Here is a 25,065-nt window from a genome sequence, read left to right as displayed (position 1 = left end):
TCACCGCTAAAAGTCGTAGCGCAAGCTTCCAGTGGCTGGAAGCGGATGCAACATCCGTGCCGTGGACGGATCAGGCTGCGCCCGAGCCGATTTTTGGCCGGGCGCTAATTTAGCATCGCTGCGCAGGCGATTGTGGCGTGATCGTGACCAGGGAAAACCCCAGGTTTAACAACAAAAAGGGATGAAATAAGTGGAATTGAGTGAAACCGGCCGCGGCGACATGAGTTTGCAGATAGACCGCCTGGCGCGTTTGTTCGAGGCCTTGCCGTTTGATCCGGCGCATCCTGAGATGACACGCGAGCCCGGGGTTGATGTCTTGGCTGAGCGCATCAGTGATGACGGCACGCCGCCGGGCGGGCGTTTGCGCATCACCGTGACCGAGCAGGAGGTGACGCCGGCGCAGGCCGAAACCGTCACGCGGGCGTTGCGTGTTTATTGTGAGCAGCGCGCGCAGGCTTTGCGGCGCGAAGTGGCGCGTGTGCGGCGCAATGGCCGAAGTGGTCTCAAGGGCGGCATTCCCACGCTGGCGCTGGCCCTGGTGCTGTCCGCCTTGTGTGAGCAATTTGCGCCCTTTCCTGCGGCCATCAACCGGCTGTTCAGCGAAGGTTTGCTGGTGTTGGGCTGGGTGGTGTTGTGGCACCCGCTGGAAATACTGCTGTATGCCTGGCGCGCGCCCATCCGTCTGGCCAAGGCCTATGAACGGTTGGCGCAGATGCCGGTGCTGCTGCAGGGCCGCCCGGCAACGCCCTGAGCCTGCTCAGCGCCCGCGCAAAAACAGCCCGTCCAGCTCTTTCATGGTCAACTGGCGCCAGGTCGGGCGGCCGTGGTTGCATTGGTCGGAGCGTTCCGTCGTTTCCATCTGCCGCAGCAAAGCGTTCATCTCGTCCAGCGTGAGCTGGCGGTTGGCGCGCACCGCGCCGTGGCAGGCCATGGTGCCCAGGAGTTCGTGCTGGGCGCGTTCGACGATGGTGCTGGCGTCCATCTGCGCCAACTCGGCCAATACGCTGCGCGCCAACTCCACCGCGTTGCCCTGGGCCAAGGTGGATGGCACAGAGCGGATGGCCAGGGTTTTGGCGGAAAACGGCGTGATCTCCAGGCCGAGCTTGCTCAGCGTTTCGGCGCAGGCCTCGGCCGTGGCCACTTCGTGCGGCGTGGCGGCGAAGGTCAGCGGAATCAACAGCGGCTGGCTGGCGATGTTATTGGTGTCGACCTGCAGTTTCAGCCGCTCGTAGACGATGCGTTCGTGTGCGGCGTGCATGTCGACGACCACCAGGCCCTGGGCGTTTTCCGCCAGGATGTAGACACCTTGTAATTGCGCGATGGCGCGGCCCAGCGGCCAGACCGGTGCTTCGGTGCCGGTGTGGGTATCGCTGGTTGCGGCAGAAACGGCCATGGCGTTGATGGCAGGTGCCGCGATCTCAGCCAAAGGCGCCACGGGTAGCGGCTCGGCCGCAGGCGCAACTACGCTAGGTATCACGGCTTCGGCTGGCGCGGGTTCCACCCGGCGCACCGGCCACAGGGCTTCAAAGTCAGACACCCGGTGTCCGCCGCGATTGGCTGCAAAATTAATAGCTGGCTGCGCCCACTGCTGTTGCTTGAAAGGCGTATTTTGCGGTGGAGTTTCAGGTGCTTGGACCAAGGGCTGTTGCGGCGTCGCCTGGGCACTGGCCAAGGCGGCAGCGGCGGCGCGCGGTGCGGCCAGGGCGTCGTCCACAGCGTGGCGCACGGCCTGGTGGACTTCGCGGCTGTCGCGAAAGCGCACTTCAATCTTGGTGGGGTGCACGTTGACATCGACACGTGTCGGGTCTATGGCCACATACAGCGCATACACCGGCTGGCGCTGGCCGTGCAACACGTCTTCATAGGCGCTGCGCGCACCATGGGTGATGACCTTGTCGCGCACAAAACGGCCATTCACATAAGCGAACTGCTGGTCGGCACGCGCACGTGCGGCGCTGGGCACACCGGCCCGGCCCCAGACACGTACGGCCGAGGTGGACCCAGCGTTCTGGCTCAGGTGGCTGGTGCGGTAGTCCACCGGCACCGAGTGTTCGATGAAGTCGTCGCCCAGCACGTCGCGCAGGCGTTGCGTCAAAGCTTCCATGGCGTCGGGCTGGGGGCAGGCGCGCCATTGCTCGACCAGCTTGCCTTCGTGCCAGATGGCAAAACCCACGTCCGGCCGCGCCAACGCATGGCGGCGCACGGCTTCTATGCAGTGGGCGAGTTCGGTGGCGTCGGTCTTCAAAAACTTACGCCGCGCCGGGGTGCTGAAAAACAGCTCTTTGACTTCCACCGTGGTGCCGGTGCTGCGCGCCACGGGTTTGAGTTCACCGGTCTGGCCAGACAGCAGATAGGCGTGTGGGTGGCCCACGGCGCGCGACAACACGGCCATGTCGGCAATCGAATTGATGGCGGCCAGCGCTTCGCCACGGAAACCCATGGTGCCCACGGATTCCAGGTCGTCCAGGTTGCCTATCTTGCTGGTGGCGTGGCGCTTCAGGGCCACGGGCAGCTCTTCGACCGGGATGCCGCAGCCGTCGTCTTCCACCGAGATCAGCCGTACACCACCAGACAGCAGGCGCAGGGTGATTTGTGTGGCGCCAGCGTCGAGTGCGTTGTCGACCAGTTCGCGCACCACCGAGGCGGGGCGCTCGACCACTTCACCGGCGGCGATCTGGCTGATCAGCTCGTCGGGCAGTTCACGGATCACGCGGCGCGGCGGCGGCGTGGTGGAGGATTCGGGGGAGGGGGAAGAGAGGGTGGCGTCGTTCACTGGAGGATTCTAGAACGTCGTGCAAGCCCTCTCATGCGCAGGCGATTAGCCAAGTGCGGTGTCCAGCAGCATCATCAGCACAAAGCCAATCATCAAGCCGCCGGTGGCCCAGACCTCGTGCCCCTTGCGGTGCGACTCGGGAATGATTTCGTGGCTGATGACAAACAGCATGGCGCCGGCCGCAAAGCCCAGGCCCCAGGGCAGCAGGTTGGCCGCCAGGCTGATGGCCACGGCGCCCAGCGCAGCGCCTATGGGCTCCACCAGACCCGAAGCCATGCCCAGGCCCACGGCCAGTGGGCGCTTGTAGCCCGCAGCGAGCAGAGCCACGGCGACCACCAGGCCTTCGGGCACGTCCTGGATGGCGATGCCCATGGCCAGAGCGCCGGCGCGCATGGCATCGGTTCCGGCGTAGGCCACGCCAATCGCCAGGCCCTCGGGCAGGTTGTGCAGGGCAATCGCAAAAACAAACAGCCAGGTGCGGCGCAGTGTGCGCGGGTCTGACAGCTGGCGGCCCTCGACACCTTTGATGAAGTGTTCGTGCGGCAGCCAGCGGTCCATCAGCAGCAGCGCCAGGCCGCCCAGCAAAATGGCCGCGCCCATGGTGCCGCCAGCCTCCCAGGCGCCGGCCCCGGAGGTTTTGGCTGCGGCCAGGCCGGGGATGATGAGTGAAAACGCGCAGGCCGCCAGCATCACCCCCGCGCCGAAGCCGAACAGGGTGTCTTGTGTGCGTTCGGACAAACGCTGCGAGAACACCACGGGCAGCGTGCCCAGGGCGGTGGCGAGCGCGGCCACGCCCCCGGCCATGAAGGCGTTCGCCACTGGCGGGTGCTCACCCATGTAGAGCCAGAACTGGTGCACCAGCACCACGAAGCCCGTGAAGGCGATGGCCAAGCCCAGCAGGCGCCGCCAGGTGAGCTTTTTCGACGCAGAGCTGAGTGGCGGCTCGGAATGTTTTTCGGCCAAGGTGCTGTGGACTCCGTTCATGGTTTGTCTCCGGTGGCGCTGGCGTGGTCGGGTGGGCTGGATCAGGCCTCAGGCCTTGGCCGCGCTGTAGCGGCGCGCCACTTCCGCCCAGTTCACCACGTTGTAGAACGCGGCGATGTAGTCCGGGCGGCGGTTTTGGTACTTCAGGTAGTAGGCGTGTTCCCACACGTCCAGGCCCAGGATGGGGGTGTTGCCGGTCATCAAAGGGCTGTCCTGGTTGCCGGTGCTCTCCACCACCAGCTTGCCCTGGGGCGTGACGCTGAGCCAGGCCCAGCCGCTGCCGAAGCGGGTGAGCGCGGCCTTGGTGAAGGCGTCCTTGAAGCTATCGAAACCACCGATGTCGCTGTTGATCGCATCGGCTAATGCGCCGTCGGGTGTACCGCCACCTTGCGCAGACATCACCGTCCAGAACAGGCTGTGGTTGGCGTGGCCACCGCCGTTGTTGCGCACCACGGCGCGCAGCGCCTCGGGCAGTTGTTCAATCTTCTTCAGCAACTCTTCCACGGGCTGTGCATCATGGCCGGTGTCTTTGAGCGCGGCGTTCAGGTTGTTGATATAGGTCTGGTGGTGCCGGGTGTAGTGGATCTCCATCGTCTGGGTGTCGATGTGTGGTTCCAGTGCATCAAAAGCGTAGGGCAGTGGGGGCAGGGTGTAGGCCATGTTGGAGCTTGGTGGTTGAAGAAATCAGAAAAATCAATGCGCGGTGGCACCGCAGTGCTGGGCCAGATTGGCGTGGGCCGATAAGGCTTGGCGCACCTGCGTCAGCGCCGAGGCGTGTGCAGGCACGCCGGGTTCACGCAGAAACTGCAGCAAGGCCGCATGGGTTTCGCGGCTGTGGCGCCACGCGGCTTGTTGCAAGGCCGGGCTGGCCGATGCGTCGCGCAGCAACGCCATCAGCCCGGCGTGGGCTTGGCAAAGGTCGCTGGCGGCGCTGTCGGTGTCGCCAGCCTGCTGGCGCAAGAACGCCATGTTGTGCTGCGAGACCACCCACGCGGCCACACAGTCGTCGGGCGGGCCGAGGCGTTCCTCCAGCAGGGTCGCCGCGAGTGTTAAGGCTTCAAGGGTGAGTTGCAGGGCGCTGGTCTGCTGGCCGAGCAACTGTGCGTGGCGGCCATGGTGCATCAGCCGCTCCCAGTCCCGCAGCGTTGGCGGGGTGCGGAGCTGGGATGTTGCGGGCCTGTGGCCGGCTGCAGAAAAAGAGTCCATACGTCACTTCCATGCGGGCCCTTTGCGTGGAAGCGTGGATGGAATTACGTACTCAGGCGATCAAATGATAACAGTTCTCATTTGTGTTGGGCAAGTGTGCTGTGAATGCCCTGATGCGGGTGCGACCATGGCGTACAAAAGGCCTTGGTCACTGTTTGGGCGGCAAGCCCGCCGGGCCCTCGGCAGGCGCGGCCGGGGAAGCCGCGGGGGGCGTGGTCAGCGGCGTGCCGTCCGCATCGAACAGTGTTGGTTGCAGGCTTGGCGGGGCGGCCTCTGCGCGCGCTGCAGGTGTTGGCGTGTGGCCGCTGGCGGCTGCGGGCGCAACGTCCGAGGTATGGGCGTCGAAATGCGGCTCGACGGCACCCGGTGCTGCGGCGCCAGGTGCCTTGGTGTTTGCCGCCGGCTTGGGCGCATATTTCTGGACTGCCGCCTGGGCCTGGGCCTGCAGCGCTTGTGCGGCAGCGCGGGCGCTGGCGATTTTGTCGTCCATTTCGGCTTGTTCGGATTCCAGATCCAGGCCGTCTATGGCGCGCAGGTAAACGTCGCTGGCACCGCGCAAATACACCATGCCGGGCAGGGTGAAGGCCACGGCGACCAAGAGGCCGCCGCCCACGCTGGTTGCGATGGCGTAACCGTTCAAGCGTGCGTCTTCAGCGGCCGAAACCACGCCCGAGGCATCACCAAAGATGCCACCAATGCCCAGGATAGGCGCGGACAAAACGGCCGTGGCCGCAGTACCGGCATACAGGATGGTGCCGATGACCAAGCCCACCACGCTGGAAATCAACATCACGGCAATCATCAGCAACAGCACCATGGGCAGGCGCCGGCGCCCCACGGCCAGCAATTGGCTGACGGTTTGCATGGTGTTGGCGCCACCCCACACAGCGGGCGCTGCCAGCGGAAACACCACCGTGGGCACGGCGCACAAAGCGATGCCCACAATCACCACGGACACCGGAAACACCAGGGTGTAGAGCAGCGGGCCGAGCAAAGGAATCTTGCACAGCAGCAGGATGATGGCCAAGGCGACAAAACCAGCCATGTAAAGGCCTGCCAACAGCAGAAACACCAGAATCAAGCGATGCGACACAGCCACCGAGGCCAGCACGGCGCTCAGCGCGGTGCGTGCGTGTTCGCCACGTGCTTCGTCCATCATCATCATGCCCACGGCATTCACGCCATAGAACAGGACGACGTAGGCCAGCAGGGCAAACAGCCCCGTGAAGACCAGGCTGAGGTTGGCCATCACGCCGCCAAAGGCCATGATCACGGCGGTGCAGGCCAGGGTGACCAGCAGCAGCAACACGGCTCGCCAGTTGCGGATGGCGTCCACGCTGTCGATCAGCGAGCCGCTGTTCCGAATCTGGTTTGAAAGCATGTAAGACTCCTATGGGATGCTAAGGCCTGGACAGGGCGCTTTGGGTGTGATCTGGTTCGCCGGGATGATAGCCGCGCCAGATGGCACGTTGTGTTTTGCCGACGGCAAATCCCGGGGTAGTTTCTGTGGCTGTTGGTTTGGGGCATCAAGTCCGCCCTGATAATGGCCCGCATGGAACTCATCGCATTTTTGATCGACTTTATCTTGCACGTAGACCGCCACCTGGAGGCCTTCGTGACCACTTATGGTGCATGGGTCTACGCGCTGCTGTTCATCATTGTGTTTGTGGAAACCGGCGTGGTGGTGATGCCGTTTTTGCCGGGTGACTCTTTGCTGTTTGTGGTGGGGGCGTTGTGCGGCTTGGGTTTGATGAGTTTTCCCATCGCCTGCGCGGTGTTGCTGGTGGCCGCGATTCTGGGCGACCAATGCAACTTCGCGATTGGACGGCACTTTGGTCCCAAGGTTTTCCAGTGGGAGAACTCGCGCTTCTTCAACAAGCGCGCATTTGACCAAGCCCATGCCTTTTACGAAAAGTACGGGGGCTTCACCATCATCGCTGCGCGCTTCATGCCCTTTATCCGCACCTTTGCACCTTTTGTGGCCGGTGTGGCCGACATGGGGCGCGCCAAGTTCACACTGTTCAATGTGTTGGGCGCGCTGTTGTGGGTCCTGGGCATTTGCACCGCAGGCTATTTCCTGGGCAGCATTCCGTGGGTCAAGCAGAACCTGGACAAGATCATCTGGGCGATGATTTTGGTTCCCGGCTTGCTGGTGTTGTTTGGTGCCATCAAGGCGCGGCGCGCGAAACCGGTTTAAGCGTAATTAGCTCGTCATCGAGGCGTCATCAAAACAAAACCGGGCTCTTGAGCCCGGTTTTGTTTTTGCGAGTAAAGCGGTTTAGCTTTAGCGGCGATTCTTTTTGTCCTGGTTGTCGCCCACTTGGTTACCAATCAGCGCGCCTGCAGCGGCGCCGCCGACTGTACCCAAGGTGCTTCCGAACAGCACGTTACCGGCTGCGCCGCCGACCACGGCGCCGACACCCGTGCCGATTTGCTGGTTGCTAGGATTGCTGGCGCAACCGCTCAGGCCTATCAGAGCGGCAGCCGCTGCGGAGATCAAGTACTTCGTATTCATGGTCAACCCCTTCAATGTAATGTGTTGCTTTGCTGTCAGACCAGTGGGATGCGTCCCAATGCGTCCATGCGTAGGTTGCGTGTTCGGTCTGTGACTCCACTGTAGGGGCGCTGCGGGCTGCGCCATGTAGGCCAAGACCCACCGCCTTCGTCAGGACTGGCCCCAAATGGGTGCAGCGCATGTGACACAGGTAGAACCTGTTCGATGTCTTTTCGAGGGCACGCATGCTGTCCCTGTCATGCCCATCTAGGCGCAGACCGCAGGCCATACGTCCGTATGGCCAAGGGATGGAACGACGAGGGGCGTGGCGGGGGCGGCATGCCCAAGGGGTGACCTCTTGCAGCAGCGCCATGCGTCGTTACGCGTCCTCGCTGGGCAGGGAGCCCAGCTTGCGGCGCGCGCCTAGCCTGGCACTGCTGCAAGAGGCCACGTGCCCTCGAAAAGACATCGAACAGGTTCTACCCTGTGTTTACCCGAAGTTTTGTTGCTGGGGCGACATTGTTAGGCGTTTGTCCTAGTGCTGTGCCTTGGGTCGCTCCTTACGATCGGCTTCGCCTGGCTGCAGCTCAGCACGTCAGGCAGCCAATCACCACAACAGGGGCCGCAGCGACACGATGGCAGACGTTATCTTGGAAACGCGAGAACTCACAAAAGAGTTCAAGGGCTTTACGGCGGTAAGCCACGTCAACCTGTCGGTTCAGCGTGGTGCCATCCATGCTTTGATAGGCCCCAACGGCGCCGGCAAAACCACCTGTTTCAATTTACTGACCAAGTTCCTGGAGCCCACTACAGGCACGATTCTGTTCAATGGGAACGACATCACACGTGAACGGCCAGCGCAGATTGCGCGGCGTGGTGTGATCCGTTCATTTCAAATCTCGGCGGTGTTTCCGCACCTGACTTTGTTGGAGAACGTGCGCCTGGGTTTGCAGCGCAAGCTGGGCAATTCGTTCCATTTCTGGAAGAGCGAAAAAACCTTGTACAGCCTGCATGACCGTGCCATGGCGCTGCTCACGGAAGTAGGTCTGGAAGACCTGGCCGATGAGGTCACGGTGAACCTGCCCTACGGCCGTAAACGTGCGCTGGAAATCGCCACCACCTTGGCCATGGAGCCTGAATTGATGCTGCTCGATGAGCCCACCCAAGGCATGGGCCACGAAGATGTGGACCGCGTGGCGGCGTTGATCAAAAAAGTGTCCAAGGGTCGCACCATACTGATGGTTGAGCACAACATGGGCGTGGTGGGCAATATTGCCGACACCATCACCGTGCTGCAACGCGGCGCGGTGTTGGCCGAAGGACCGTATGCCCAAGTCTCCACCAACCCGCTGGTGATGGAGGCCTATATGGGCACCACCGATGGCCAACTGCAAGGAGCGCACTGATGACCCCCACGCTCCTTACTTCGTGTCGTTCGCAGTCCCCCGAGGGGGCGCGTGCCTCCCTTGGGGCGGCCCGGCAGGAGGCACACTGACATGGCCGTTCCCGCTCTGGAAATCAAAGGCCTGCAAGCCTGGTATGGCGAATCCCACGTGTTGCACGGCGTAGACCTGGTGGTGCAGCCGGGTGAAGTGGTCACGCTGCTCGGCCGCAACGGTGCCGGCCGCACCACCACGCTGCGCGCGCTGATGGGCTTGGTGGGCCGGCGTGAAGGCTCCATCAAGGTCAACGGTGCAGAAACCGTGCTTGAGGCCACGCACAGGATTGCCCACCGTGGCATTGGCTACTGCCCCGAAGAGCGCGGCATTTTTGCCAGCCTCACGTGTGAAGAAAACCTGCTGTTGCCGCCGCTGCTGAAAGTGCAAGGCGGCGTAGCCAACAAAGGCATGTCGGTTGGCGAAATCTACGACATGTTCCCTAACCTGGCCGAGCGCCGCAACAGCCCCGGCACACGCTTGTCGGGCGGTGAACAGCAAATGCTGGCGGTGGCGCGCATTCTGCGCACCGGTGCCAACCTGTTGTTGCTCGACGAAATTTCCGAAGGTCTGGCGCCGGTGATTGTGCAGGCCCTGGCCCGCATGATCACCACGCTGCGCAGCAAGGGCTACACCATCGTGATGGTGGAGCAGAACTTCCGCTTCGCCGCGCCGCTGGCCGATCGTTTCTACGTGATGGAGCACGGCCGCATGGTCGAGTCTTTCACCGCCAAAGAGTTGGACGCCAAGATGCCGGTGCTCGGCGAATTGCTCGGCGTCTAAGGCCTTAGTCCGTTTCGTTTTCGTTTTGCGTTTTCGTCAGTTCACCCACTCACCAAGCACTACAAGGAGACATTCATGACGCACAAAACCACGGTACTCGCCGCATTGCTGGCTGCGGCCGGCCTCATGTCCGCCACGGCCCACGCGCAAGACGCGGTGAAGATCGGTTTCGTCACCGACATGTCGGGCCTGTATGCCGACTTGGAAGGCAAGGGCGGCACGGCCGCCATCCAGATGGCGATTGACGACTTCGGCGGCAAGGCCTTGGGCAAGCCTATCGAACTGCTGACGGCCGACCATCAGAACAAGGCCGACATCGGCGCCTCCAAGGCCCGCGAATGGATAGACACGGCCGGTGTGACCATGGTGCTGGGCGGCACCAACTCCGGCGTGGCTCTGGCCACGGCCAAGGTGGCAGCCGAGAAAAAACGTGTGTTCTTCACCAACGGTGCGGCCACCTCGGCCCTGACCAACGAGCAGTGCAGCCCCTACACCGTGCACTACGCCTACGACACGGTGGCGTTGGCCAAGAGCACGGGTGCTGCGGTGGTCGACGGCGGTGGCAAAAGCTGGTTCTTCCTGACCGCCGACTATGCCTTTGGTCATGCACTCGAGGCCGACACCACCAAGGTGGTCAAGGCCAAGGGTGGCTCGGTGGTGGGCGCGGTGCGTGCGCCGCTCAACGCCTCCGACTTCTCGTCCTTCCTGCTGCAAGCGCAGAACTCCAAGGCGCAAGTGCTGGGCCTGGCCAACGCCGGTGGCGACACCATCAATTCCATCAAGGCCGCGAAAGAGTTTGGCATAGACAAAACCATGAAGCTGGCCGGCCTGCTGGTGTTCCTGACCGACGTGAAGAGCCTGGGCCTGCAAGCCACACAAGGCCTGCTGCACACCACCAGCTGGTACTGGGATTCGGACGACGCCTCGCGCAAGTGGGCCGCACGTTATGAGGCCAAGACCAAGAACAAACCAAGCGACATCCAGGCCGCCGACTACTCCGCCACCATGGCCTACCTGAAGGCCGTGGAAGCCGCCAAGACCACCGATGCCGACAAGGTCATGGAGCAACTGAAAAAGACCCCCATCGACGACTTCTACGCCAAGGGCGTGATCCGTCCCGATGGCCGTTTTGTGCACGACATGCTGCTGGCCGAAGTGAAGGCGCCCGGCGAGTCCAAGGGCCCATGGGATCTGCTGAAGATTGTGAAGAAGGTGCCGGGTGAGCAGGTCTACACCACCAAAGAAGAAAGCAAGTGCGCGCTCTGGAAGTAATGCGCTTGGCATGAAAAGCATCTCGCTTAGGCGGGATGCTTTTCAAAACTCTTGATCCCTTAGCTCGGTAGCCGACCAGTCCACATGACCATCTCCATGCCCGCCCTGTTGAGCCAGCTGTTGCTGGGCCTCGTCAACGGCTCGTTCTACGCCATTCTGAGCCTAGGCTTGGCTGTGATTTTTGGCCTGCTCAATGTGATCAACTTCGCCCACGGCGCCTTGTTCATGATGGGGGCGGTGGGCTCGTGGATGGCCATGACCTATCTAGGCATCAACTACTGGGTGATGCTGATTGCCGCGCCCATCATCGTTGGTGCGTTTGGCATTGTCATCGAGCGCTTGCTGTTGCGGCGCATCTACAAACTCGACCATCTTTATGGTCTGTTGCTGACACTTGGGCTGACCTTGCTCATCGAAGGCGGCTTTCGCTCCGCCTATGGGGTGTCCGGACTGTCGTACAGCACACCGGAAGCCTTGAGCGGCGGCACCAATCTGGGCTTTATGTTCCTGCCCAACTACCGCGCCTGGGTGGTGGTGGCGTCCCTGGTTGTGTGTTTGGCGACCTGGTATGGCATAGAAAAAACCCGCTTGGGCGCGTACTTGCGCGCCGGCACCGAGAACCCTCGTCTGGTCGAAGCCTTCGGTGTGAATGTGCCGCTGATGGTCACCTTGACTTATGGTTTTGGCGTGGCGCTCGCCGCCTTTGCCGGGGTGTTGGCCGCGCCAGTGATACAGGTCTCTCCGCTGATGGGGCAGAACCTCATCATTGTGGTGTTTGCTGTGGTGGTGATCGGCGGCATGGGCTCCATCATGGGCGCCATCATCACCGGCTTGGGCCTGGGTGTGATCGAGGGCTTGACCAAAGTGTTCTACCCCGAGGCCTCGTCTACCGTGGTGTTCCTGATCATGGTGGTGGTGCTGCTGATCCGGCCCGCCGGACTGTTTGGCAATGAAAAGTAGAGTGAAGCAACAGGCCCAAGCTGAATGAAAAAAACGTCCACCATTTTTTACGGCCTGCTGCTGCTCGGGCTGCTGGTCGCACCCTTCATCGGGTTCTATCCGGTGTTCATGATGAAGCTGCTGTGCTTCGCCTTGTTTGCCTCGGCCTTCAATCTGCTGCTGGGCTACACCGGGTTGCTGTCATTCGGCCATGCGGCTTTTTTTGGTGGCGCGGCCTACGTGACCGGTTATGTCACCAAGGCCTGGGGCTTCACGCCCGAGATCGGGCTGCTGGCCGGTGTGCTGATTGGCGGATTGCTGGGCCTGGTGTTTGGCTGGCTGGCGATTCGCCGCCAAGGCATTTATTTCGCCATGATCACCTTGGCGTTGGCACAGATGATGTATTTCGTCGCCCTGCAAGCACCGTTCACGCATGGTGAAGACGGCTTGCAAGGTGTGCCACGCGGCGCACTGTTTGGCGTCATCAGCCTGGCCAACGACCTCACCATGTACTATGTCACGCTGGCGATTGTGGTGGCGGCATTCTTGCTGATTGCACGCACCATCCATTCGCCGTTTGGCCAGGTACTCAAGGGCATCAAGGAAAACGAGCCGCGCGCGATTTCGCTGGGTTATGACGTCAACAAGTTCAAGCTCATGGCGTTTGTGATTTCAGCCGCACTGTCTGGTTTGGCCGGCGCTTTGAAAACCATCGTGCTGGGTTTTGCCACGCTCAGCGATGTGCACTGGAGCGCCTCGGGTCACGTGATCCTGATGACCCTGGTGGGCGGCCTGGGCACCCTGTCCGGCCCCTTGGTCGGCTCGGCGGTGGTGGTGCTGGTGGACAACAAGGTTGGCGAGTTGGGCGTGTTGCTGGGCAAACTCACCTCGATCGATTGGTTCAACAGCCTGGGTGAATCGGTCACCATCGTCACCGGCTTGATCTTCGTGTTGTGTGTGCTGGCCTTCCGGCGCGGCATCATGGGCGAGACCATCGCCTGGCTGGGGCGCGGGCGCAGCCGTTGATGCGCCGCCAGCGGCGGGGGCGTCCCTAGTCTCAGATGGCGGCCCTGGGCCGAATGCTCTCGCGCACTTCGGCGGCAATCTCGTACGAGTGCAGGCGCGCCTGGTGGTCATAAATCTGCGAGGTCAGCATCAGCTCATCGACCCCGGTGCGGCTGATGAAGTCGCCTAGCGCTTTGCGTACCGTGTCGGGCCCGCCAATGGCCGAACATGACAGCGCCTGGTCGAGCATGGCACTGGCTTGCGGCGGCAACATTTCCAGGTAGCCGGGCACGGGCGGCTGCAGCATGCTGGGGCGGCCACCGCGCAGGTTCACAAAGGCTTGTTGTTGCGAGGTGGCGAGCAGCCTGGCTTCTGCGTCGGTGTCTGCCGCAAACACGTTGTAGCCCAGCATCACATAGGGTTTTGCGAGCTGTTTGGAGGGCTTGAAGCGCGCGCGGTAAATCTCCACTGCCGACATCATTTGGCCCGGTGCAAAGTGCGAGGCGAAAGCATAGGGCAGGCCGAATTCGGCCGCCAACTGCGCGCCAAACAGGCTGGAGCCCAGAATCCAGAACGGTACGTGCAAGCCTGCGGCCGGAATGGCACGCAGCGTTTGGCCGCTGCCCACGGGATCGAAGTAGCCCATCAGTTCCAGCACGTCCTGAGGAAACTGATCGGAGTCGGACTGCAAATCACGGCGCAACGCGCGGGCCGTGGCCTGGTCCGAACCAGGCGCGCGGCCCAGGCCCAGGTCGATACGGCCGGGGAACAAGGACGCCAGCGTGCCAAACTGCTCGGCGATCACCATCGGTGAATGGTTGGGTAGCATGATGCCGCCAGCGCCCACGCGGATGCGGCTGGTGCCGGCCGCCACATGGCCTATCACCACGGCGGTGGCGGCGCTGGCGATGCCCGGCATGCCGTGGTGCTCGGCCAGCCAGTAACGCTGGTAGCCCAAGGCTTCGGCGCGCTGCGCCAGGCTCAGGGTATTGCGAAAAGACTGCGCAGCCGTGCCCCCTTCCACGATGGGGGACAGATCGAGTACGGAGAAAGGGATCATGGTGCTGTGGCCTGTGGGGGAACTGGAGAATTGGCTTTGGCGCAGACCTGTAGCTTTTAACGGGATGTGTCTCAGGAATAGACCGTACGCATACTGTTTTACAGGTGTTTACGAGCATGGATCGGCGCCATAATGCCGTCGAAAAAGTGTCATGCTAAATCTGCTGGCTGCAGCGAGTACGTTTGGCTTCGCAAAGTCCCTGCCACCAGCCATAGCAATGTTTCGCGCTAGGCACGGCGGCGGCAAATGTGGCCTTTGCCTAAGAACGTAGACATGTTCCAAGACCGGTCATGCCTTAGGGGGCTGACTGTCGAGTTCTTTCGTGAACATTGCTGTGACCCGGCAGTGCCGCAGAGTTTTTAAGACAACATGAAATTCAAGACGTTTTCCAGATGGCCGTTGAAGCTGCAGATGGCGTGGGTCTTCTCCGTGCTGCTGGTCGGGGTGACGTCGGTGCTGTCCTTGGCATGGCTGAGCCTGATGGTGCCGCGCATAGAACGTGCAGCGGCGACTTCCCTGCAAATTGTCGCGGGCAATGCTGCGCGCGTGTTCAGCGACGGCCTGCATGAGCGCAGTCGGCAGATCGAGTTGTTGGCCAATACCGAAATCATGTGGAGCGGTGGCCTGGACACTGGCGACGTACGCCGCGTGCTGGAACTGAGCCAGGTGTCTACGCCCGACCATAAATGGATAGGTGTGGCCAGCATGGATGGCATTGTGCGTTCGGCAACGGGCGGCTTGCTGGTGGGGCAGGACGTGCGTATGCGCCCTTGGTTTCCTGGCGGCGCCAAGGGTACCTACGTGGGTGATGTCCATCCGGCCAAATTGCTGGCCGCGTTGCTGCCCCCTCTGGCCAGCGGCGAGCCGATTCGTTTTGTCGACTTTGCCGCCCCGGTGCATGTGGACGGCCGTATCGTGGGCGTTTTGACGGCGCATGGCTCGTGGGACTGGGCGCGCCAAGTCATAGACGCGCTGCTGCCGCCGAATGCCAAGGAGCTTGGCCTGGCGGCTTTTTTGTTCGACCGCGACGGCAACATGATCTACGCGCCCGATGGGCAAACCGAACGCTACGTGTCCGAGGGGCAACGACTGCCGGATCTCAAATCGGGCAAGCAGATCCGGCTGGAAGGCGACATCGTCGCCGCTGTCATGCCCTGGAAAGATGGCCACGAGTATTTGACGGCCGTGGTGCGCCTGCCGGCGCGCAGTGCCGTGAGCGACCTGGGCTGGCACGTGGTCACGACTATTCCTGTGAAAGTGGCTTTCGCCGAGGTGCGCTCTGCGGCGCTGTTGGTGTTGGGTTTGGGCGTGGTGGCCTGTTGCCTGGCCGCCTGGCTGGCCTGGCTGGCGGCCGGGCGCTTGAGTGAGCATTTGTCGGTGATCAGTTCGGCTGCCTACAACGTGACGCATGGCCAGCCCGGTGCCCAGATTCCGGTGCTGCGCAGCAGCTCGGACGTGCACAGGTTGTCCTCGTCCTTGCAAAACATGACGGAGCGGCTGCAGCACGTCAACGAGCAAACCGAGAAGCTGGTCGAGGAACGAACCCGTGCGCTGGAGGCCGCCACCCGCGAGTTGGCCAACCTGGCCAGCACCGATCCGTTGACCGGTCTGCTGAACCGCCGCGGCTTTGAACCGCAATGGCAAAAGGGCTTGGCGTTTGCGCAGCGTGCGGGGCACCCCATCAGCGCCTTGATGGTCGACATTGACCATTTCAAAAAGGTCAACGACACCTATGGCCATGCGGCCGGCGACGATGTCATCCGTTACCTCTCGCGTTTGCTGGCCGAGCGCCTGCGCGGCACCGACGTGGTTTCTCGTTTCGGCGGCGAAGAGTTTGCAGCCATGTTGCCCGATACCGATGCCCAGAGTGCATTGCTTGTGGCGCAAACCCTGGTCGATGCCATGGCGGCCAAGCCTTTGCCGGTGGTCGGAATGGTGACCATCAGTGTGGGTGTATCGACCCGGCTGGCCACAGACACGGGCAGCGTGGATCTGTTGGCGCAGGCCGATGCGGCGCTCTACAGCGCCAAACGCGCTGGGCGTAATCGGGCGGTGGCGTGGTCACCGGCCTTGGCCGCAAGCGCTGCGCAGAATGTAATGACCTAAGCCTGGTCCGCCGCGGTTCGGTACTCGATCAATGTTTGATGGAGGCGCTCCAGCGCTGCCCCCAAGGGTCACCGGCCTGGTCCAGTTCGCGCCGCTGGCGTTTGGTGGGGCGGCCGTGGTCTATGCTGAGTGCCGGCTCGGGCGCCAGGCGGCGTTGTTCTGCGGCTGCGGTGCGGGCCTGCAGGCTTTCGGGGGTCTCTTCGTACAAGGCCTGGGCCACGGGTGCCGGGCCACGCGCACCACTGATGCCACGCACCACCACGGTGCGTACTACCGGGCCCTGGCGCATGGTCACATGTTCTCCTATGCGCACCTCTCGGGCTGGCTTCACATCCTGCTCGCCAATCTGTACCCGACCCTTGTGGATCTCTTCCGTGGCCAGCGTTCTGGTTTTGTAGAACCGTGCTGCCCAGAGCCATTTATCGAGTCTGATTTTTTCCATTAAGCGAGATTCTGCCGCAAGGGTAGCCAGACACTGGCATCCAGGCCGCTCACGTCGACGTCAGTGTGGTTTTTGGGGCTTTGTGTGTCACGGTTCTTTAACTGAATGCTGCCGCCCAGGGCCTGCACGATCTCGAAACAAATGGCCAGGCCCAGGCCCGAGCCGGTGCGGGCGTCGCCGGGTGAAAACGGTTGAAACAGTCGTTTTGCCAGGTCTGCCGAAATGCCCGGACCGTCATCCAGCACCACCAGCGCCACGCCGCCGGCATGGTGCGCCAGGTGTACCCGTAGCCGGCCGCCCGGCGGGCTGTGTTTGATGGCGTTGTGCAGCAGATTGCGCGTCAGTTCACGCAGCATCCAGTCGTGCGCGCGCACGGCGGCGTTGGCCGTCTCGAGTGCAAAGTCCAGGTCTTTTTCGGCCACCAGCGGCGACAGGTCCAGGGCCACAGCACGTACCACGTCGGCCCATTCGGTCAATGGCGTATCGGCCTGCTGCCGCAGTTGCTCCACCTTGGCCAGCGACAACATCTGGTTGGCCAGCGCAGTGGCACGGTCCACGGTGCCGCTGATCTCGCGCAAGGCGGTGAGCGGCTCGATGTCGTGCCGCAGCGCCGATTGCACCTGCGTCTTCAGCACCGCCAGCGGCGTGCGCAACTGGTGCGCGGTATCGCGCACAAAGCGCTTTTGGTGGTTCAGCAAATGCTGCAGGCGTTCCATCACGTGGTTGGTGGCAAGCAGCAGCGGGCGCAATTCGCGCGGTGCCTCGGAGGCGTCGAGTGGCGTCAGGTCGCCCTCAAGGCGCTCTTGCAGTTCGGCGCTGAGACGGCGCACGGGCAGGGTGGCGCGTTGCACCACCAGCACCACCACAAACGCGATCACGGCCACCAGGGCGGCCTGGCGCAGCAAGGTGCTGATGAGGATTTCGCGTGCCAGTTTGTGGCGCAGCGCCAGGGTTTCCGCGACCTGCACCACCGCGATGCCGCGGCCCTGCGTGCCGGCCACGGGCTGCAGCAAGACCGCGGCCCGCACCGGCTCGTCGCGAAAGCTGTCGTCGTAGAAATTGACCAAGGCGGCGTAAGGTGGGTTCACGGGGATTTCGCCGCGCCAAAACTTCAGCTCGGAAAACCCCGAGACCATTTCGCCTTTTTGTGTAGACACACGGTAGTAAATGCGGCTCTGGTTGTCGGCTTCAAAGGCTTCCAGTGCAGCGTAGGGCACGGTGGCGCGCAAGCGGGCATCGGCATCGAAGCCCTTGACCTCCAACTGTTCACCAATCGATTTGGCGGAGGCCAGCAAGGTGCGGTCATAGGCGATGTTCACGGCCTTCAAAGCTTGGTTGTAGGAACTGAAGGTGTTGACCACCACAAACAGCACCACCGGCAGCAAGATGCCCAGCAGCAGATAACGCCGCAACGACATGGAGCCCAGGCTGAACAATTTCATTCCTGGGCTTTCAGCAGATAGCCAAGGCCACGCAATGTCATCAAACTGGTGCCGGTGCGCTGCAGCTTTTTGCGCAGCCGGTAGACCACGACTTCAATGGCTTCGTACTGCACGTCCTGTTCACCAGGGAAGACCAGCTCAAACAGCCGCTCCTTGCTCACGGCGTGGCCCGGTTTGACCATCAGGGCCTGCATCAGGGCCAGTTCGCGCGGTGTGAACTCCATGGCGTGGTCTAGGTGGTAGATCGCGCCGCTGGCACGTTCATAACGCAGGTCGCCCAGGCGCAGCATGCGCGAGTCGGCGTCGTTCGAGCTCGGCTCCGCCTGTTGGGTGTTGCTGCGCCGTACCAGGGCGCGCAGACGGGCCTCCAGCTCCTCCAGGTCAAAGGGTTTGGGCAGGTAATCATCGGCGCCGGCGTTCAGGCCCAGCACGCGGTCGCCCACGGTGCCGCGCGCGGTGAGGATCAGCACTGGCGTGCGCTGGCCTTGTTTGCGTGCGGCTTCCAGCACCAGCAGGCCGTCAAGATTGGGCAGTGACAGGTCCAGCATCACCACGTCCGGACCGAAGTGCAACCATGCCTGCACCGCCAAGGCGCCGTCGGCACAGGTCTGCACCTGCATGCCGCTGCGCGTGAGTGCACGTTGCAGGGTGGCGGACATGTCCGGGTCGTCTTCGACAAGTAGTAGCTTCATGGGGTGGATTAGAGCTTGTTTTCGGCCTGCTGCAGTGCAACTCGTCCCAGGCTTGTGGTCTGGGGCGCTCAGGGTCCTAGGCATTTTCCCTAGTATTTTTCGACAGCCAATTGACAGGAAGAATCGGCATGATCCACTGCGTTTGTAAACCTACAAGGAGACAACTATGCGTCGTGATGCTTTCATGAAGTCGCTGCTGGCACTGGCAGCCGTGAGTTCCGTACCGCTGAGCGCCCGTGCTGCGGGCACTGTCAAGATGATGATCCCCGCCAACCCCGGTGGCGGTTGGGACAGCACTGGCCGGGCACTGGGCAAATCGCTCATCGATGCCAAGGTGGCCGACACCGTGGTCTACGACAACAAGGGCGGTGCCGCTGGCGCGCTGGGTTTGTCGCAGTTCATCAACGGCGCCAAGGGCGACCCGAATGCGCTGATGGTCATGGGCTCCGTGATGGTCGGCGGCATCATCACCGGCAAGCCACCGGTGAACCTGTCGCAAGGCACGCCGCTGGCGCGCCTGACCAGTGAATACAACGTGTTTGTGTTGCCTGCCAACTCGCCTTTCAAAACCATGAAGGACGTGGTCGAGCAACTCAAGAAGGACCCCGGCAGCGTGAAGTGGGGCGGCGGTTCGCGCGGCTCTACCGAGCACATTGCAGCCGCCATGATTGCGCGCGAAGTGGGTGTCGACCCAGCCAAGATCAACTACGTCGCCTTCCGTGGCGGCGGTGAGGCCACGGCGGCCATCCTGGGTGGCAACGTCACCGTGGGCGGCAGCGGCTACAGCGAGTTTGCCGAGTACATCACCACCGGCAAGATGCGCCCGATTGGCGTCACGTCTGGTACCCGCGTCAAGGGTATCGACGTGCCCACGCTGAAAGAGCAGGGCATCAACGTTGAGATCGGCAACTGGCGCGGTGTCTACGGCGGCCCTGGCATCACGGCCGAACAACGCAAGGCGCTGATCGACGGTTTGCTCAAGGCCACGCGCCACAAGAGCTGGCTCGATGCGATGGAGAAGAACGGCTGGACGCCAGCCTGGATGGCCGGCGACGAGTTCAGCACGTTTGTCGACAACGAGTTCGCCAGCCTGCGCGCGACCATGGTCAAGTCGGGAATGATCTGACCTGAGGTGTGAGCACGGCCCTCGCAGCGTTTGCTGGCTGCGGGGTCTGTGTGGCGTAACAGGGCCAGTTGCAATGGCTGGCCCTTGAGGTTTCTTTTGAATTTTTCGGCTCTGACTTTCTAGAGTTGCCCCATGACCCTACATTCTTCTAACTCCAAAGGGCTCCAGGTCGGCGTAGGTGCCGGTGTGGTGCTGGTGGCGCTCGCCCTGGGCGTAGGCGCAATCGATATTTCTTCCGATGCCGGTTACGCCGGCGTTGGCCCCAACTTCTTACCCTGGGTGGTGGCGGGCGCCTTGCTGCTGTGCGGCGTGTTGTTGATCCGCGAAGCGCTGACCGGTGGTTACCGCGAACTGGAAGAGGGCTCGGGTGACGAGCGTGCCAACTGGGCCGGTTTTGTGTGGCTGTCGGTCGGCCTGTTGCTGAACGCGGCGCTGATCACGGTTCTGGGTTTCATTTTGAGTTGCACCTTGTGTTTTGTGCTGGCGGTGCGTGGTTTCAAGAACTCCGAAGGGAGCCTGGACTTGAGCCTGGGCGCGCTGGTCAAAGACGCAGCGATTGGCTTTGCGATTGCGGCGCCGGTGTTTTGGTTGTTTACGAAGTTGCTCGACATTAACTTGCCCGGCATTACCTCGACGGGATGGTTGTAATGGATACGCTGAATCTGCTTCTTCAAGGCTTTGCCACGGCGGCCACGCCCATCAATTTGATGTGGGCGTTTATTGGCTGCGCCATCGGCACGGCCGTGGGTGTGTTGCCAGGCATCGGCCCGGCGGTGGCGGTGGCCATGTTGCTGCCCATCACCACCAAGGTCGAGGCCACGGCCTCGCTAATCTTCTTTGCCGGTATTTACTATGGCGCCATGTACGGTGGCTCCACCACCTCGATCTTGCTGAACACGCCGGGGGAGGCGGGGTCTATGGTGACCGCGCTGGAAGGCAACAAGATGGCCAAGAGCGGGCGCGCGGGCGCAGCCTTGGCAACCTCTGCCATTGGCTCGTTTGTGGCGGGTACCATCGCCACGGTGCTGGTCACCTTCTTTGCGCCGGTGTTGGCGAACTTCGCCGTCAAGCTCGGGCCGCCCGAATACTTCATGCTGATGGTGTTGGCCTTTACCACCGTGAGCGCGGTGCTGGGCAAAAGCACCTTGCGTGGTTTGACCGCGTTGTTCGTTGGCCTGGCTTTGGGTCTGATTGGCATCGACCAGATCACCGCCCAAGCGCGCTACACGCTGGGCGTGCCCGAGTTGATGGACGGTATCGACGTGGTGTTGATCGCCGTGGGCCTGTTTGCCGTGGCCGAAGCTCTGTACAACGTGATGTATGAAGGCAAGGTCAAGGAAACGCGCAATGCCATGAGCAAGGTGCACATGACGCGCGAAGAATGGAAGCGCTCCTGGCCCGCCTGGCTGCGCGCCACGTTTATTGGCTTTCCGTTTGGCACCGTGCCGGCCGGCGGCAGTGAGATCCCCACCTTCCTGAGCTACGCCACCGAGAAAAAGCTCTCCAAAAACAAAGAAGAGTTTGGCACCACCGGCGCCATTGAAGGTGTGGCCGGTCCCGAGGCCGCCAACAACGCGGCCATCACCGCCACGCTGATCCCGCTGCTGACGCTGGGCATTCCCACCTCCAACACCACGGCCATTTTGCTCGGTGCGTTTCAAAACTACGGCATCCAGCCCGGCCCGCAGTTGTTTGACACCAATGGCGCCTTGGTCTGGGCGCTGATCGCTTCGCTGTACATCGGCAACGTGATGCTGCTGGTGTTGAACCTGCCGTTGATTGGCTTGTGGGTGAAGATGCTGACGATTCCAAAGTCGTATCTTTATGCTGGCATCTTGATTTTCTCGACGCTGGGTGTTTACGGCATGCGCCAGAGCGCGTTTGACTTGGTGTTGCTGTACGCCTTTGGTCTGCTGGGTGTGGTGATGCGTCGTTACGACTTCCCCACTGCACCCGTGGTGGTGGGCATGATTCTGGGGCCCTTGGCCGAGGCACAGATGCGCAACGCCTTGTCGATTGGTGAAGGCAAGTGGAGCGTGTTCCTGGAGCGCCCGATGTCGCTGACCTTGATCGTGGTGGTGCTGGTGGTATTGGTGCTGCCGCGAGTCTTGAAGACCGTGGCGGCGCGGCGCGCGGCATTGGCATAAGGCCTCACCAGGTTCCAATATCCGCAAGGGTCGGGTCGGCGCAAGCCGACCCGGCCCTTTTGCTTTTTCTGCCCATGTTGGTGCTGCCGCCACCACGCAGGGACAAAATCTGAACTCCGGCTGAAAAGCCCGCTACTTCAGACATCACCCCGAGCCCAACGCCTTCACGCCTAAACACCGGTGTGGAGGCGTTTTTTTGCCAGTCGGGCGAGGATTTGAGCGTGCTCCACGGCTGGCACGGTGCTTGCATCTCATCTTGTACACAAGTTTGGATGCCTTATCGTGGTGCAACACAAGCCTTTTTCTACAGCTCCCTCAACGGCCGTGGCCGGTCAAGCCGCCGCAGATCTGCCAACGCCTGAAAACGCCTGGATTTCGCGTGCCGAAACGCCGATTACATCGCTTGCGCCCAGTGCTGGCGGCGGGCCATTGGCCGGTTTGCGTTTTGCCGCCAAGGACAATATCGACGTGGCCGGTTTGCCCACCACGGCAGCGTGTCCGGCATTCGCTTACCAGCCGGCCATACACGCCAAAGTGGTGCAAAAGCTGCTGGATGCGGGTGCGCTGGTTTGTGGCAAAACCAACCTGGATCAGTTTGCCTGCGGGCTGAACGGCACACGCTCGCCGTATGGTGCGGTGCCGAATGCGTTCAACCCGGCGTATGTCTCGGGTGGCTCCAGCTCGGGTTCGGCCTATGTAGTGGCCACGGGCCAGGTCGATTTTGCGTTGGGCACGGACACCGCCGGTTCCGGCCGTGTGCCCGCCGGCTTGAACAACATCGTGGGTTTGAAGCCCAGCAAGGGACTGGTGAGCACACGCGGTGTGTTGCCGGCCGCGCAAAGTGTCGACTGTGTGTCCATCTTCGCGCGCACCGTGGAGGTGGCGGTCAAGGTGCTGGCCAGCGCCATGGGCTACGACGCCGAAGACCCGTACTCGCGCCCCTTGTCGCTTATCCGCCAGCCGCTGCCGCCAGCGTTCCGATTTGGCGTGCCTAAAAGCCTGGCGTTTTATGGCGACACCTTGGCCGAAAGCGCTTTTGCCGATGCCGTGGCGCGCCTGCAGTCCATGGGCGGCACGCCCGTGCCGGTGGACTTTGAGCCCCTGGCCCAAGCCGCGCAGCTGCTGTATGAAAGCGCCTTGGTGGCCGAGCGTTACGCAGCCATACGCAGCTTTTTTGATGCTCAGCCTGAGGCCTTGCTGGAGCCGGTGCGCAGCATTGTGGGCAAGGGGCGTGAATACAGTGCCGCCGACTTGTGTGATGCACAGATGGCCTTGCGAGCGCTGGGGCAGCAAGCCGCCAGCATGTGGCAGGCCATTGACGTGCTGCTGGTGCCGACCGCACCCACGCACTACACCATAACGCAAATGCAGGCCGATCCGGTCGCGCTAAACCGCAACCTGGGCGAGTACACCAACTTTGTCAACCTGCTCGACTATGCCGCCTTGTCGGTGCCCAGCGCCATTCGCGCGGACGGCTTGCCGTTTGGCATCACGCTCATAGGGCCTTGCTGCAGCGACTGGCAACTCGCGGAACTGGGCCAGCGTTACCACCACGCTAGCGGCTTGACGCAGGGCGCGACCGGCGAGCCCTTGCCCGCACCAAGCGCAATGCTCGGCTTGGCGGCCGAGCCCGCTGCCGCGCTGGTGCAGGTGGCGGTGGTTGGTGCCCACCTTTCGGGCATGCCGCTCAACAAGCAGTTGACCGAGCGCGGCGCCACGCTGCTGCGCAGCACGGAGACCGCGCGCGACTACCGGCTGTTTGCCCTGCCCAACACCACGCCACCCAAGCCCGGTTTGTTGCGCGTGGTGACGGGCCTGGGGCATGCGATTGCGGTCGAGGTGTGGCAGATGCCGGCCACGGCATATGGCTCTTTTGTGGCGCTAATCCCGCCGCCGCTGGGTATTGGCACGCTGCGCCTGGCTGACGGCAGCACGGTGCAGGGCTTTATCTGCGAGCCGCTGGACCTGAACGAGGCGCGTGATGTGTCCAGCTTTGGTGGCTGGCGCGCCTATATGGCGGCCATGGCGCAAGGCGAGGCCACGGCACCCGTCACCACCTGATCTACCGCCGCCTCGGTCCACGTTATTTGTTTTGTTATCCATTGATCCCTGTCCAGGAGTAACCATGAGCATTGTTCATTCTTCCAAGCCCATTGCAGCCGCTGGCCTGCGCCGCCGCGCCGTGCTGAAGGGCGCTGCGGCCACCACCGCCACGGGCGCTTTGGGCCTGCCTGCCCTGGTGCGCGCCCAAAGCGGCTCCAAGATCCGTGTGGGCTACTGGCCTATCGCTGCGGGTTTGCCGTTTTATGCCGCGGTCGAGTTGGGTTACTTCAAGGAAGCCGGCCTGGACGTAGAAGTGCAGCGCCACGCCGGCGCACAACAAATCATGGAAGCCATGTTGTCCGAACGTTGCGACGGCAGCGCCAATGGCACGGGCTCGGCCAACATCGCCATCGGTGAAATCGCCGCACCCGGCTCGTTCAAGATCTTTTGCTCCAACCCGAGCAATCTGAAGAATGTGCTCGACCAAGTATTGGTGCCTGCGGCCAGCACGGCCAAGAGCATTGCCGACCTGAAAGGCAAACGCGTCGCGTCCGGCCCCGGCATTCAAAACGTGACACTTGCCAAAACCGTGCTTGAGCGCGGCGGCGCCACCGGCGCCACGGTGATTGAGTTGCCGATTGCGCAGCACGTGGCTTCACTCGCGGCAGGCCAGGTGGACGGTTGCTACACGCTGGAGCCCACGGGCACCATAGGCCGCCTGAACGGCACCACGCGTGTGCTCGAAGCTGGCGTGATCGCCAAATACATTCTGGGCGACGCCATGGCACCGTGGTTCGGTGGCTCGGCTTCGCTCACCGGCGCCTTCATCAAGAAAAACCCGGCCGAGGCGAAGAAGTTCATCGCCGCTTATGGCAAGGGCGTGGCCTATGTGCGCAGCAAACCCGCCGAGGCACGCCAGTTCCTGAAGGGTTACACCGCCATCGAAGGCCCGCTCACCGGCGAGGTGCCGCTCGCGGCCTACACCATGTACAACGAGTTCACGCCCGCCGATGTGGCGCACTTCCAGAAGTTCTTCGACCTATTCGCCGAGAAGGGCATCTTCTCGTCGCGCCTGATGGTCGACAGCATGCTCTACAAGGGATAAGCCATGCCTC

Annotated in this window: 23 protein-coding genes; 13 read left to right on the top strand and 10 right to left on the bottom strand. The window is 62.4% G+C overall.

Annotated features, from left to right (window positions below; genetic code table 11):
* The first annotated feature begins 190 nt into the window (after positions 1–190).
* Entirely contained in the window at positions 191–751 is a 561-nt protein-coding gene (locus ACFQ95_RS09990) for a hypothetical protein (protein WP_422830706.1), read from the top strand.
* 6 nt (positions 752–757) lie between these two features.
* Here the strand turns inward: ACFQ95_RS09990 and mutL are convergent, their stop codons facing one another.
* From mutL to ACFQ95_RS09965, 5 genes are all read right to left on the bottom strand, one after another.
* A complete protein-coding gene (mutL, locus tag ACFQ95_RS09985; RefSeq protein WP_422830705.1) occupies positions 758–2,773 on the bottom strand; it encodes a DNA mismatch repair endonuclease MutL in 2,016 nt (671 codons plus the stop codon).
* A 45-nt stretch (positions 2,774–2,818) separates the two neighbouring features.
* Entirely contained in the window at positions 2,819–3,757 is a 939-nt protein-coding gene (locus ACFQ95_RS09980; protein WP_422830704.1) for a ZIP family metal transporter, read from the bottom strand.
* 48 nt (positions 3,758–3,805) lie between these two features.
* Positions 3,806–4,417, bottom strand: coding sequence for a superoxide dismutase (locus ACFQ95_RS09975; protein WP_422830703.1), 612 nt, complete (start codon positions 4,415–4,417; stop codon positions 3,806–3,808).
* A 33-nt stretch (positions 4,418–4,450) separates the two neighbouring features.
* Positions 4,451–4,963 carry a hypothetical protein gene (locus tag ACFQ95_RS09970; protein ID WP_422830702.1) on the bottom strand — a complete coding sequence of 171 codons (513 nt, stop codon included), beginning with the start codon at positions 4,961–4,963 and terminating at the stop codon, positions 4,451–4,453.
* A gap of 148 nt (positions 4,964–5,111) precedes the next feature.
* Positions 5,112–6,344, bottom strand: a complete 1,233-nt coding sequence (locus ACFQ95_RS09965; RefSeq protein ID WP_422830701.1) for a hypothetical protein — start codon at positions 6,342–6,344, stop codon at positions 5,112–5,114.
* 171 nt (positions 6,345–6,515) lie between these two features.
* Between ACFQ95_RS09965 and ACFQ95_RS09960 the strand changes: the two genes are divergently transcribed.
* Positions 6,516–7,160, top strand: a complete 645-nt coding sequence (locus ACFQ95_RS09960) for a DedA family protein (protein WP_422830700.1) — start codon at positions 6,516–6,518, stop codon at positions 7,158–7,160.
* A gap of 87 nt (positions 7,161–7,247) precedes the next feature.
* Here the strand turns inward: ACFQ95_RS09960 and ACFQ95_RS09955 are convergent, their stop codons facing one another.
* Positions 7,248–7,478 carry a glycine zipper domain-containing protein gene (locus ACFQ95_RS09955; RefSeq protein ID WP_422830699.1) on the bottom strand — a complete coding sequence of 77 codons (231 nt, stop codon included), beginning with the start codon at positions 7,476–7,478 and terminating at the stop codon, positions 7,248–7,250.
* Between the two features lie 614 nt (positions 7,479–8,092).
* Here ACFQ95_RS09955 and ACFQ95_RS09950 point away from each other — a divergent pair.
* The 5 genes from ACFQ95_RS09950 (at position 8,093) to ACFQ95_RS09930 (ending at position 12,913) form a co-directional block, all read left to right on the top strand.
* A complete protein-coding gene (locus tag ACFQ95_RS09950) occupies positions 8,093–8,863 on the top strand; it encodes an ABC transporter ATP-binding protein (protein WP_422830698.1) in 771 nt (256 codons plus the stop codon).
* Positions 8,864–8,953: 90 nt separating this feature from the next.
* Complete coding sequence (locus tag ACFQ95_RS09945; protein ID WP_422830697.1) at positions 8,954–9,676, top strand: ABC transporter ATP-binding protein; 723 nt, start codon at positions 8,954–8,956, stop codon at positions 9,674–9,676.
* A 75-nt stretch (positions 9,677–9,751) separates the two neighbouring features.
* Positions 9,752–10,948: an ABC transporter substrate-binding protein gene (locus tag ACFQ95_RS09940; RefSeq protein WP_422830696.1), complete on the top strand. Its 1,197-nt coding sequence runs from the start codon at positions 9,752–9,754 to the stop codon at positions 10,946–10,948.
* Between the two features lie 84 nt (positions 10,949–11,032).
* Positions 11,033–11,908, top strand: a complete 876-nt coding sequence (locus ACFQ95_RS09935) for a branched-chain amino acid ABC transporter permease (protein ID WP_422830695.1) — start codon at positions 11,033–11,035, stop codon at positions 11,906–11,908.
* 24 nt (positions 11,909–11,932) lie between these two features.
* Positions 11,933–12,913, top strand: coding sequence for a branched-chain amino acid ABC transporter permease (locus ACFQ95_RS09930; RefSeq protein ID WP_422830694.1), 981 nt, complete (start codon positions 11,933–11,935; stop codon positions 12,911–12,913).
* A 31-nt stretch (positions 12,914–12,944) separates the two neighbouring features.
* Here the strand turns inward: ACFQ95_RS09930 and ACFQ95_RS09925 are convergent, their stop codons facing one another.
* The gene (locus ACFQ95_RS09925) at positions 12,945–13,952 is read right to left on the bottom strand and encodes an LLM class flavin-dependent oxidoreductase (protein WP_422830693.1); all 1,008 of its coding nucleotides are present in this window, start codon (positions 13,950–13,952) and stop codon (positions 12,945–12,947) included.
* Positions 13,953–14,321: 369 nt separating this feature from the next.
* Between ACFQ95_RS09925 and ACFQ95_RS09920 the strand changes: the two genes are divergently transcribed.
* Positions 14,322–16,058: a sensor domain-containing diguanylate cyclase gene (locus ACFQ95_RS09920; RefSeq protein ID WP_422830692.1), complete on the top strand. Its 1,737-nt coding sequence runs from the start codon at positions 14,322–14,324 to the stop codon at positions 16,056–16,058.
* Between the two features lie 28 nt (positions 16,059–16,086).
* On the opposite strand, the gene ACFQ95_RS09915 is transcribed toward ACFQ95_RS09920, so the two are convergent.
* From ACFQ95_RS09915 to ACFQ95_RS09905, 3 genes are read right to left on the bottom strand one after another with little or no spacing between them, the layout of a single operon-like run.
* Positions 16,087–16,500: an RNA-binding S4 domain-containing protein gene (locus tag ACFQ95_RS09915; protein WP_422830691.1), complete on the bottom strand. Its 414-nt coding sequence runs from the start codon at positions 16,498–16,500 to the stop codon at positions 16,087–16,089.
* Entirely contained in the window at positions 16,500–17,942 is a 1,443-nt protein-coding gene (locus ACFQ95_RS09910) for a sensor histidine kinase (protein WP_422830690.1), read from the bottom strand. The genes ACFQ95_RS09915 and ACFQ95_RS09910 overlap by 1 nt, the downstream gene beginning before the upstream one ends.
* Positions 17,939–18,634 (bottom strand): response regulator, encoded by a 696-nt coding sequence (locus ACFQ95_RS09905; protein ID WP_422830689.1) that lies wholly within the window; start codon positions 18,632–18,634, stop codon positions 17,939–17,941. The genes ACFQ95_RS09910 and ACFQ95_RS09905 overlap by 4 nt, the downstream gene beginning before the upstream one ends.
* 166 nt (positions 18,635–18,800) lie before the next feature.
* On the opposite strand from ACFQ95_RS09905, the gene ACFQ95_RS09900 reads away from it, so the two are divergent.
* From ACFQ95_RS09900 to ACFQ95_RS09880, 5 genes are all read left to right on the top strand, one after another.
* Positions 18,801–19,760 carry a Bug family tripartite tricarboxylate transporter substrate binding protein gene (locus ACFQ95_RS09900; protein ID WP_422830688.1) on the top strand — a complete coding sequence of 320 codons (960 nt, stop codon included), beginning with the start codon at positions 18,801–18,803 and terminating at the stop codon, positions 19,758–19,760.
* Between the two features lie 132 nt (positions 19,761–19,892).
* Positions 19,893–20,408, top strand: coding sequence for a tripartite tricarboxylate transporter TctB family protein (locus ACFQ95_RS09895; protein ID WP_422830687.1), 516 nt, complete (start codon positions 19,893–19,895; stop codon positions 20,406–20,408).
* A complete protein-coding gene (locus ACFQ95_RS09890; protein WP_422830686.1) occupies positions 20,408–21,907 on the top strand; it encodes a tripartite tricarboxylate transporter permease in 1,500 nt (499 codons plus the stop codon). Before ACFQ95_RS09895 ends, ACFQ95_RS09890 begins: the two co-directional genes overlap by 1 nt.
* Positions 21,908–22,231: 324 nt before the next feature.
* A complete protein-coding gene (gene atzF / locus ACFQ95_RS09885; RefSeq protein ID WP_422830818.1) occupies positions 22,232–23,968 on the top strand; it encodes an allophanate hydrolase in 1,737 nt (578 codons plus the stop codon).
* A 64-nt stretch (positions 23,969–24,032) separates the two neighbouring features.
* Positions 24,033–25,055 (top strand): ABC transporter substrate-binding protein, encoded by a 1,023-nt coding sequence (locus tag ACFQ95_RS09880; RefSeq protein WP_422830685.1) that lies wholly within the window; start codon positions 24,033–24,035, stop codon positions 25,053–25,055.
* The last annotated feature ends 10 nt before the right edge of the window (positions 25,056–25,065 follow it).

The sequence above is a fragment of the Variovorax sp. HJSM1_2 genome (assembly GCF_049316285.1).
Classification (GTDB): Bacteria; Pseudomonadota; Gammaproteobacteria; order Burkholderiales; family Burkholderiaceae_C; genus Rhodoferax_B.
This window is presented reverse-complemented; position numbering and strand designations above follow the sequence as displayed.

Bases quoted from the DNA above. Each gene is read 5' to 3' on its own strand.
- ACFQ95_RS09980 (WP_422830704.1), bottom strand. From the start codon at position 3,757: ATGAACGGAGTCCACAGCACCTTGGCCGAAAAACATTCCGAGCCGCCA.
- ACFQ95_RS09975 (WP_422830703.1), bottom strand. From the start codon at position 4,417: ATGGCCTACACCCTGCCCCCACTGCCCTACGCTTTTGATGCACTGGAA.
- ACFQ95_RS09970 (WP_422830702.1), bottom strand. From the start codon at position 4,963: ATGGACTCTTTTTCTGCAGCCGGCCACAGGCCCGCAACATCCCAGCTC.
- ACFQ95_RS09965 (WP_422830701.1), bottom strand. From the start codon at position 6,344: ATGCTTTCAAACCAGATTCGGAACAGCGGCTCGCTGATCGACAGCGTG.
- ACFQ95_RS09960 (WP_422830700.1), top strand. From the start codon at position 6,516: ATGGAACTCATCGCATTTTTGATCGACTTTATCTTGCACGTAGACCGC.
- ACFQ95_RS09955 (WP_422830699.1), bottom strand. From the start codon at position 7,478: ATGAATACGAAGTACTTGATCTCCGCAGCGGCTGCCGCTCTGATAGGC.
- ACFQ95_RS09950 (WP_422830698.1), top strand. From the start codon at position 8,093: ATGGCAGACGTTATCTTGGAAACGCGAGAACTCACAAAAGAGTTCAAG.
- ACFQ95_RS09945 (WP_422830697.1), top strand. From the start codon at position 8,954: ATGGCCGTTCCCGCTCTGGAAATCAAAGGCCTGCAAGCCTGGTATGGC.
- ACFQ95_RS09940 (WP_422830696.1), top strand. From the start codon at position 9,752: ATGACGCACAAAACCACGGTACTCGCCGCATTGCTGGCTGCGGCCGGC.
- ACFQ95_RS09935 (WP_422830695.1), top strand. From the start codon at position 11,033: ATGACCATCTCCATGCCCGCCCTGTTGAGCCAGCTGTTGCTGGGCCTC.
- ACFQ95_RS09930 (WP_422830694.1), top strand. From the start codon at position 11,933: ATGAAAAAAACGTCCACCATTTTTTACGGCCTGCTGCTGCTCGGGCTG.
- ACFQ95_RS09925 (WP_422830693.1), bottom strand. From the start codon at position 13,952: ATGATCCCTTTCTCCGTACTCGATCTGTCCCCCATCGTGGAAGGGGGC.
- ACFQ95_RS09920 (WP_422830692.1), top strand. From the start codon at position 14,322: ATGAAATTCAAGACGTTTTCCAGATGGCCGTTGAAGCTGCAGATGGCG.
- ACFQ95_RS09915 (WP_422830691.1), bottom strand. From the start codon at position 16,500: ATGGAAAAAATCAGACTCGATAAATGGCTCTGGGCAGCACGGTTCTAC.
- ACFQ95_RS09910 (WP_422830690.1), bottom strand. From the start codon at position 17,942: ATGAAATTGTTCAGCCTGGGCTCCATGTCGTTGCGGCGTTATCTGCTG.
- ACFQ95_RS09905 (WP_422830689.1), bottom strand. From the start codon at position 18,634: ATGAAGCTACTACTTGTCGAAGACGACCCGGACATGTCCGCCACCCTG.
- ACFQ95_RS09900 (WP_422830688.1), top strand. From the start codon at position 18,801: ATGCGTCGTGATGCTTTCATGAAGTCGCTGCTGGCACTGGCAGCCGTG.
- ACFQ95_RS09895 (WP_422830687.1), top strand. From the start codon at position 19,893: ATGACCCTACATTCTTCTAACTCCAAAGGGCTCCAGGTCGGCGTAGGT.
- ACFQ95_RS09890 (WP_422830686.1), top strand. From the start codon at position 20,408: ATGGATACGCTGAATCTGCTTCTTCAAGGCTTTGCCACGGCGGCCACG.
- ACFQ95_RS09880 (WP_422830685.1), top strand. From the start codon at position 24,033: ATGAGCATTGTTCATTCTTCCAAGCCCATTGCAGCCGCTGGCCTGCGC.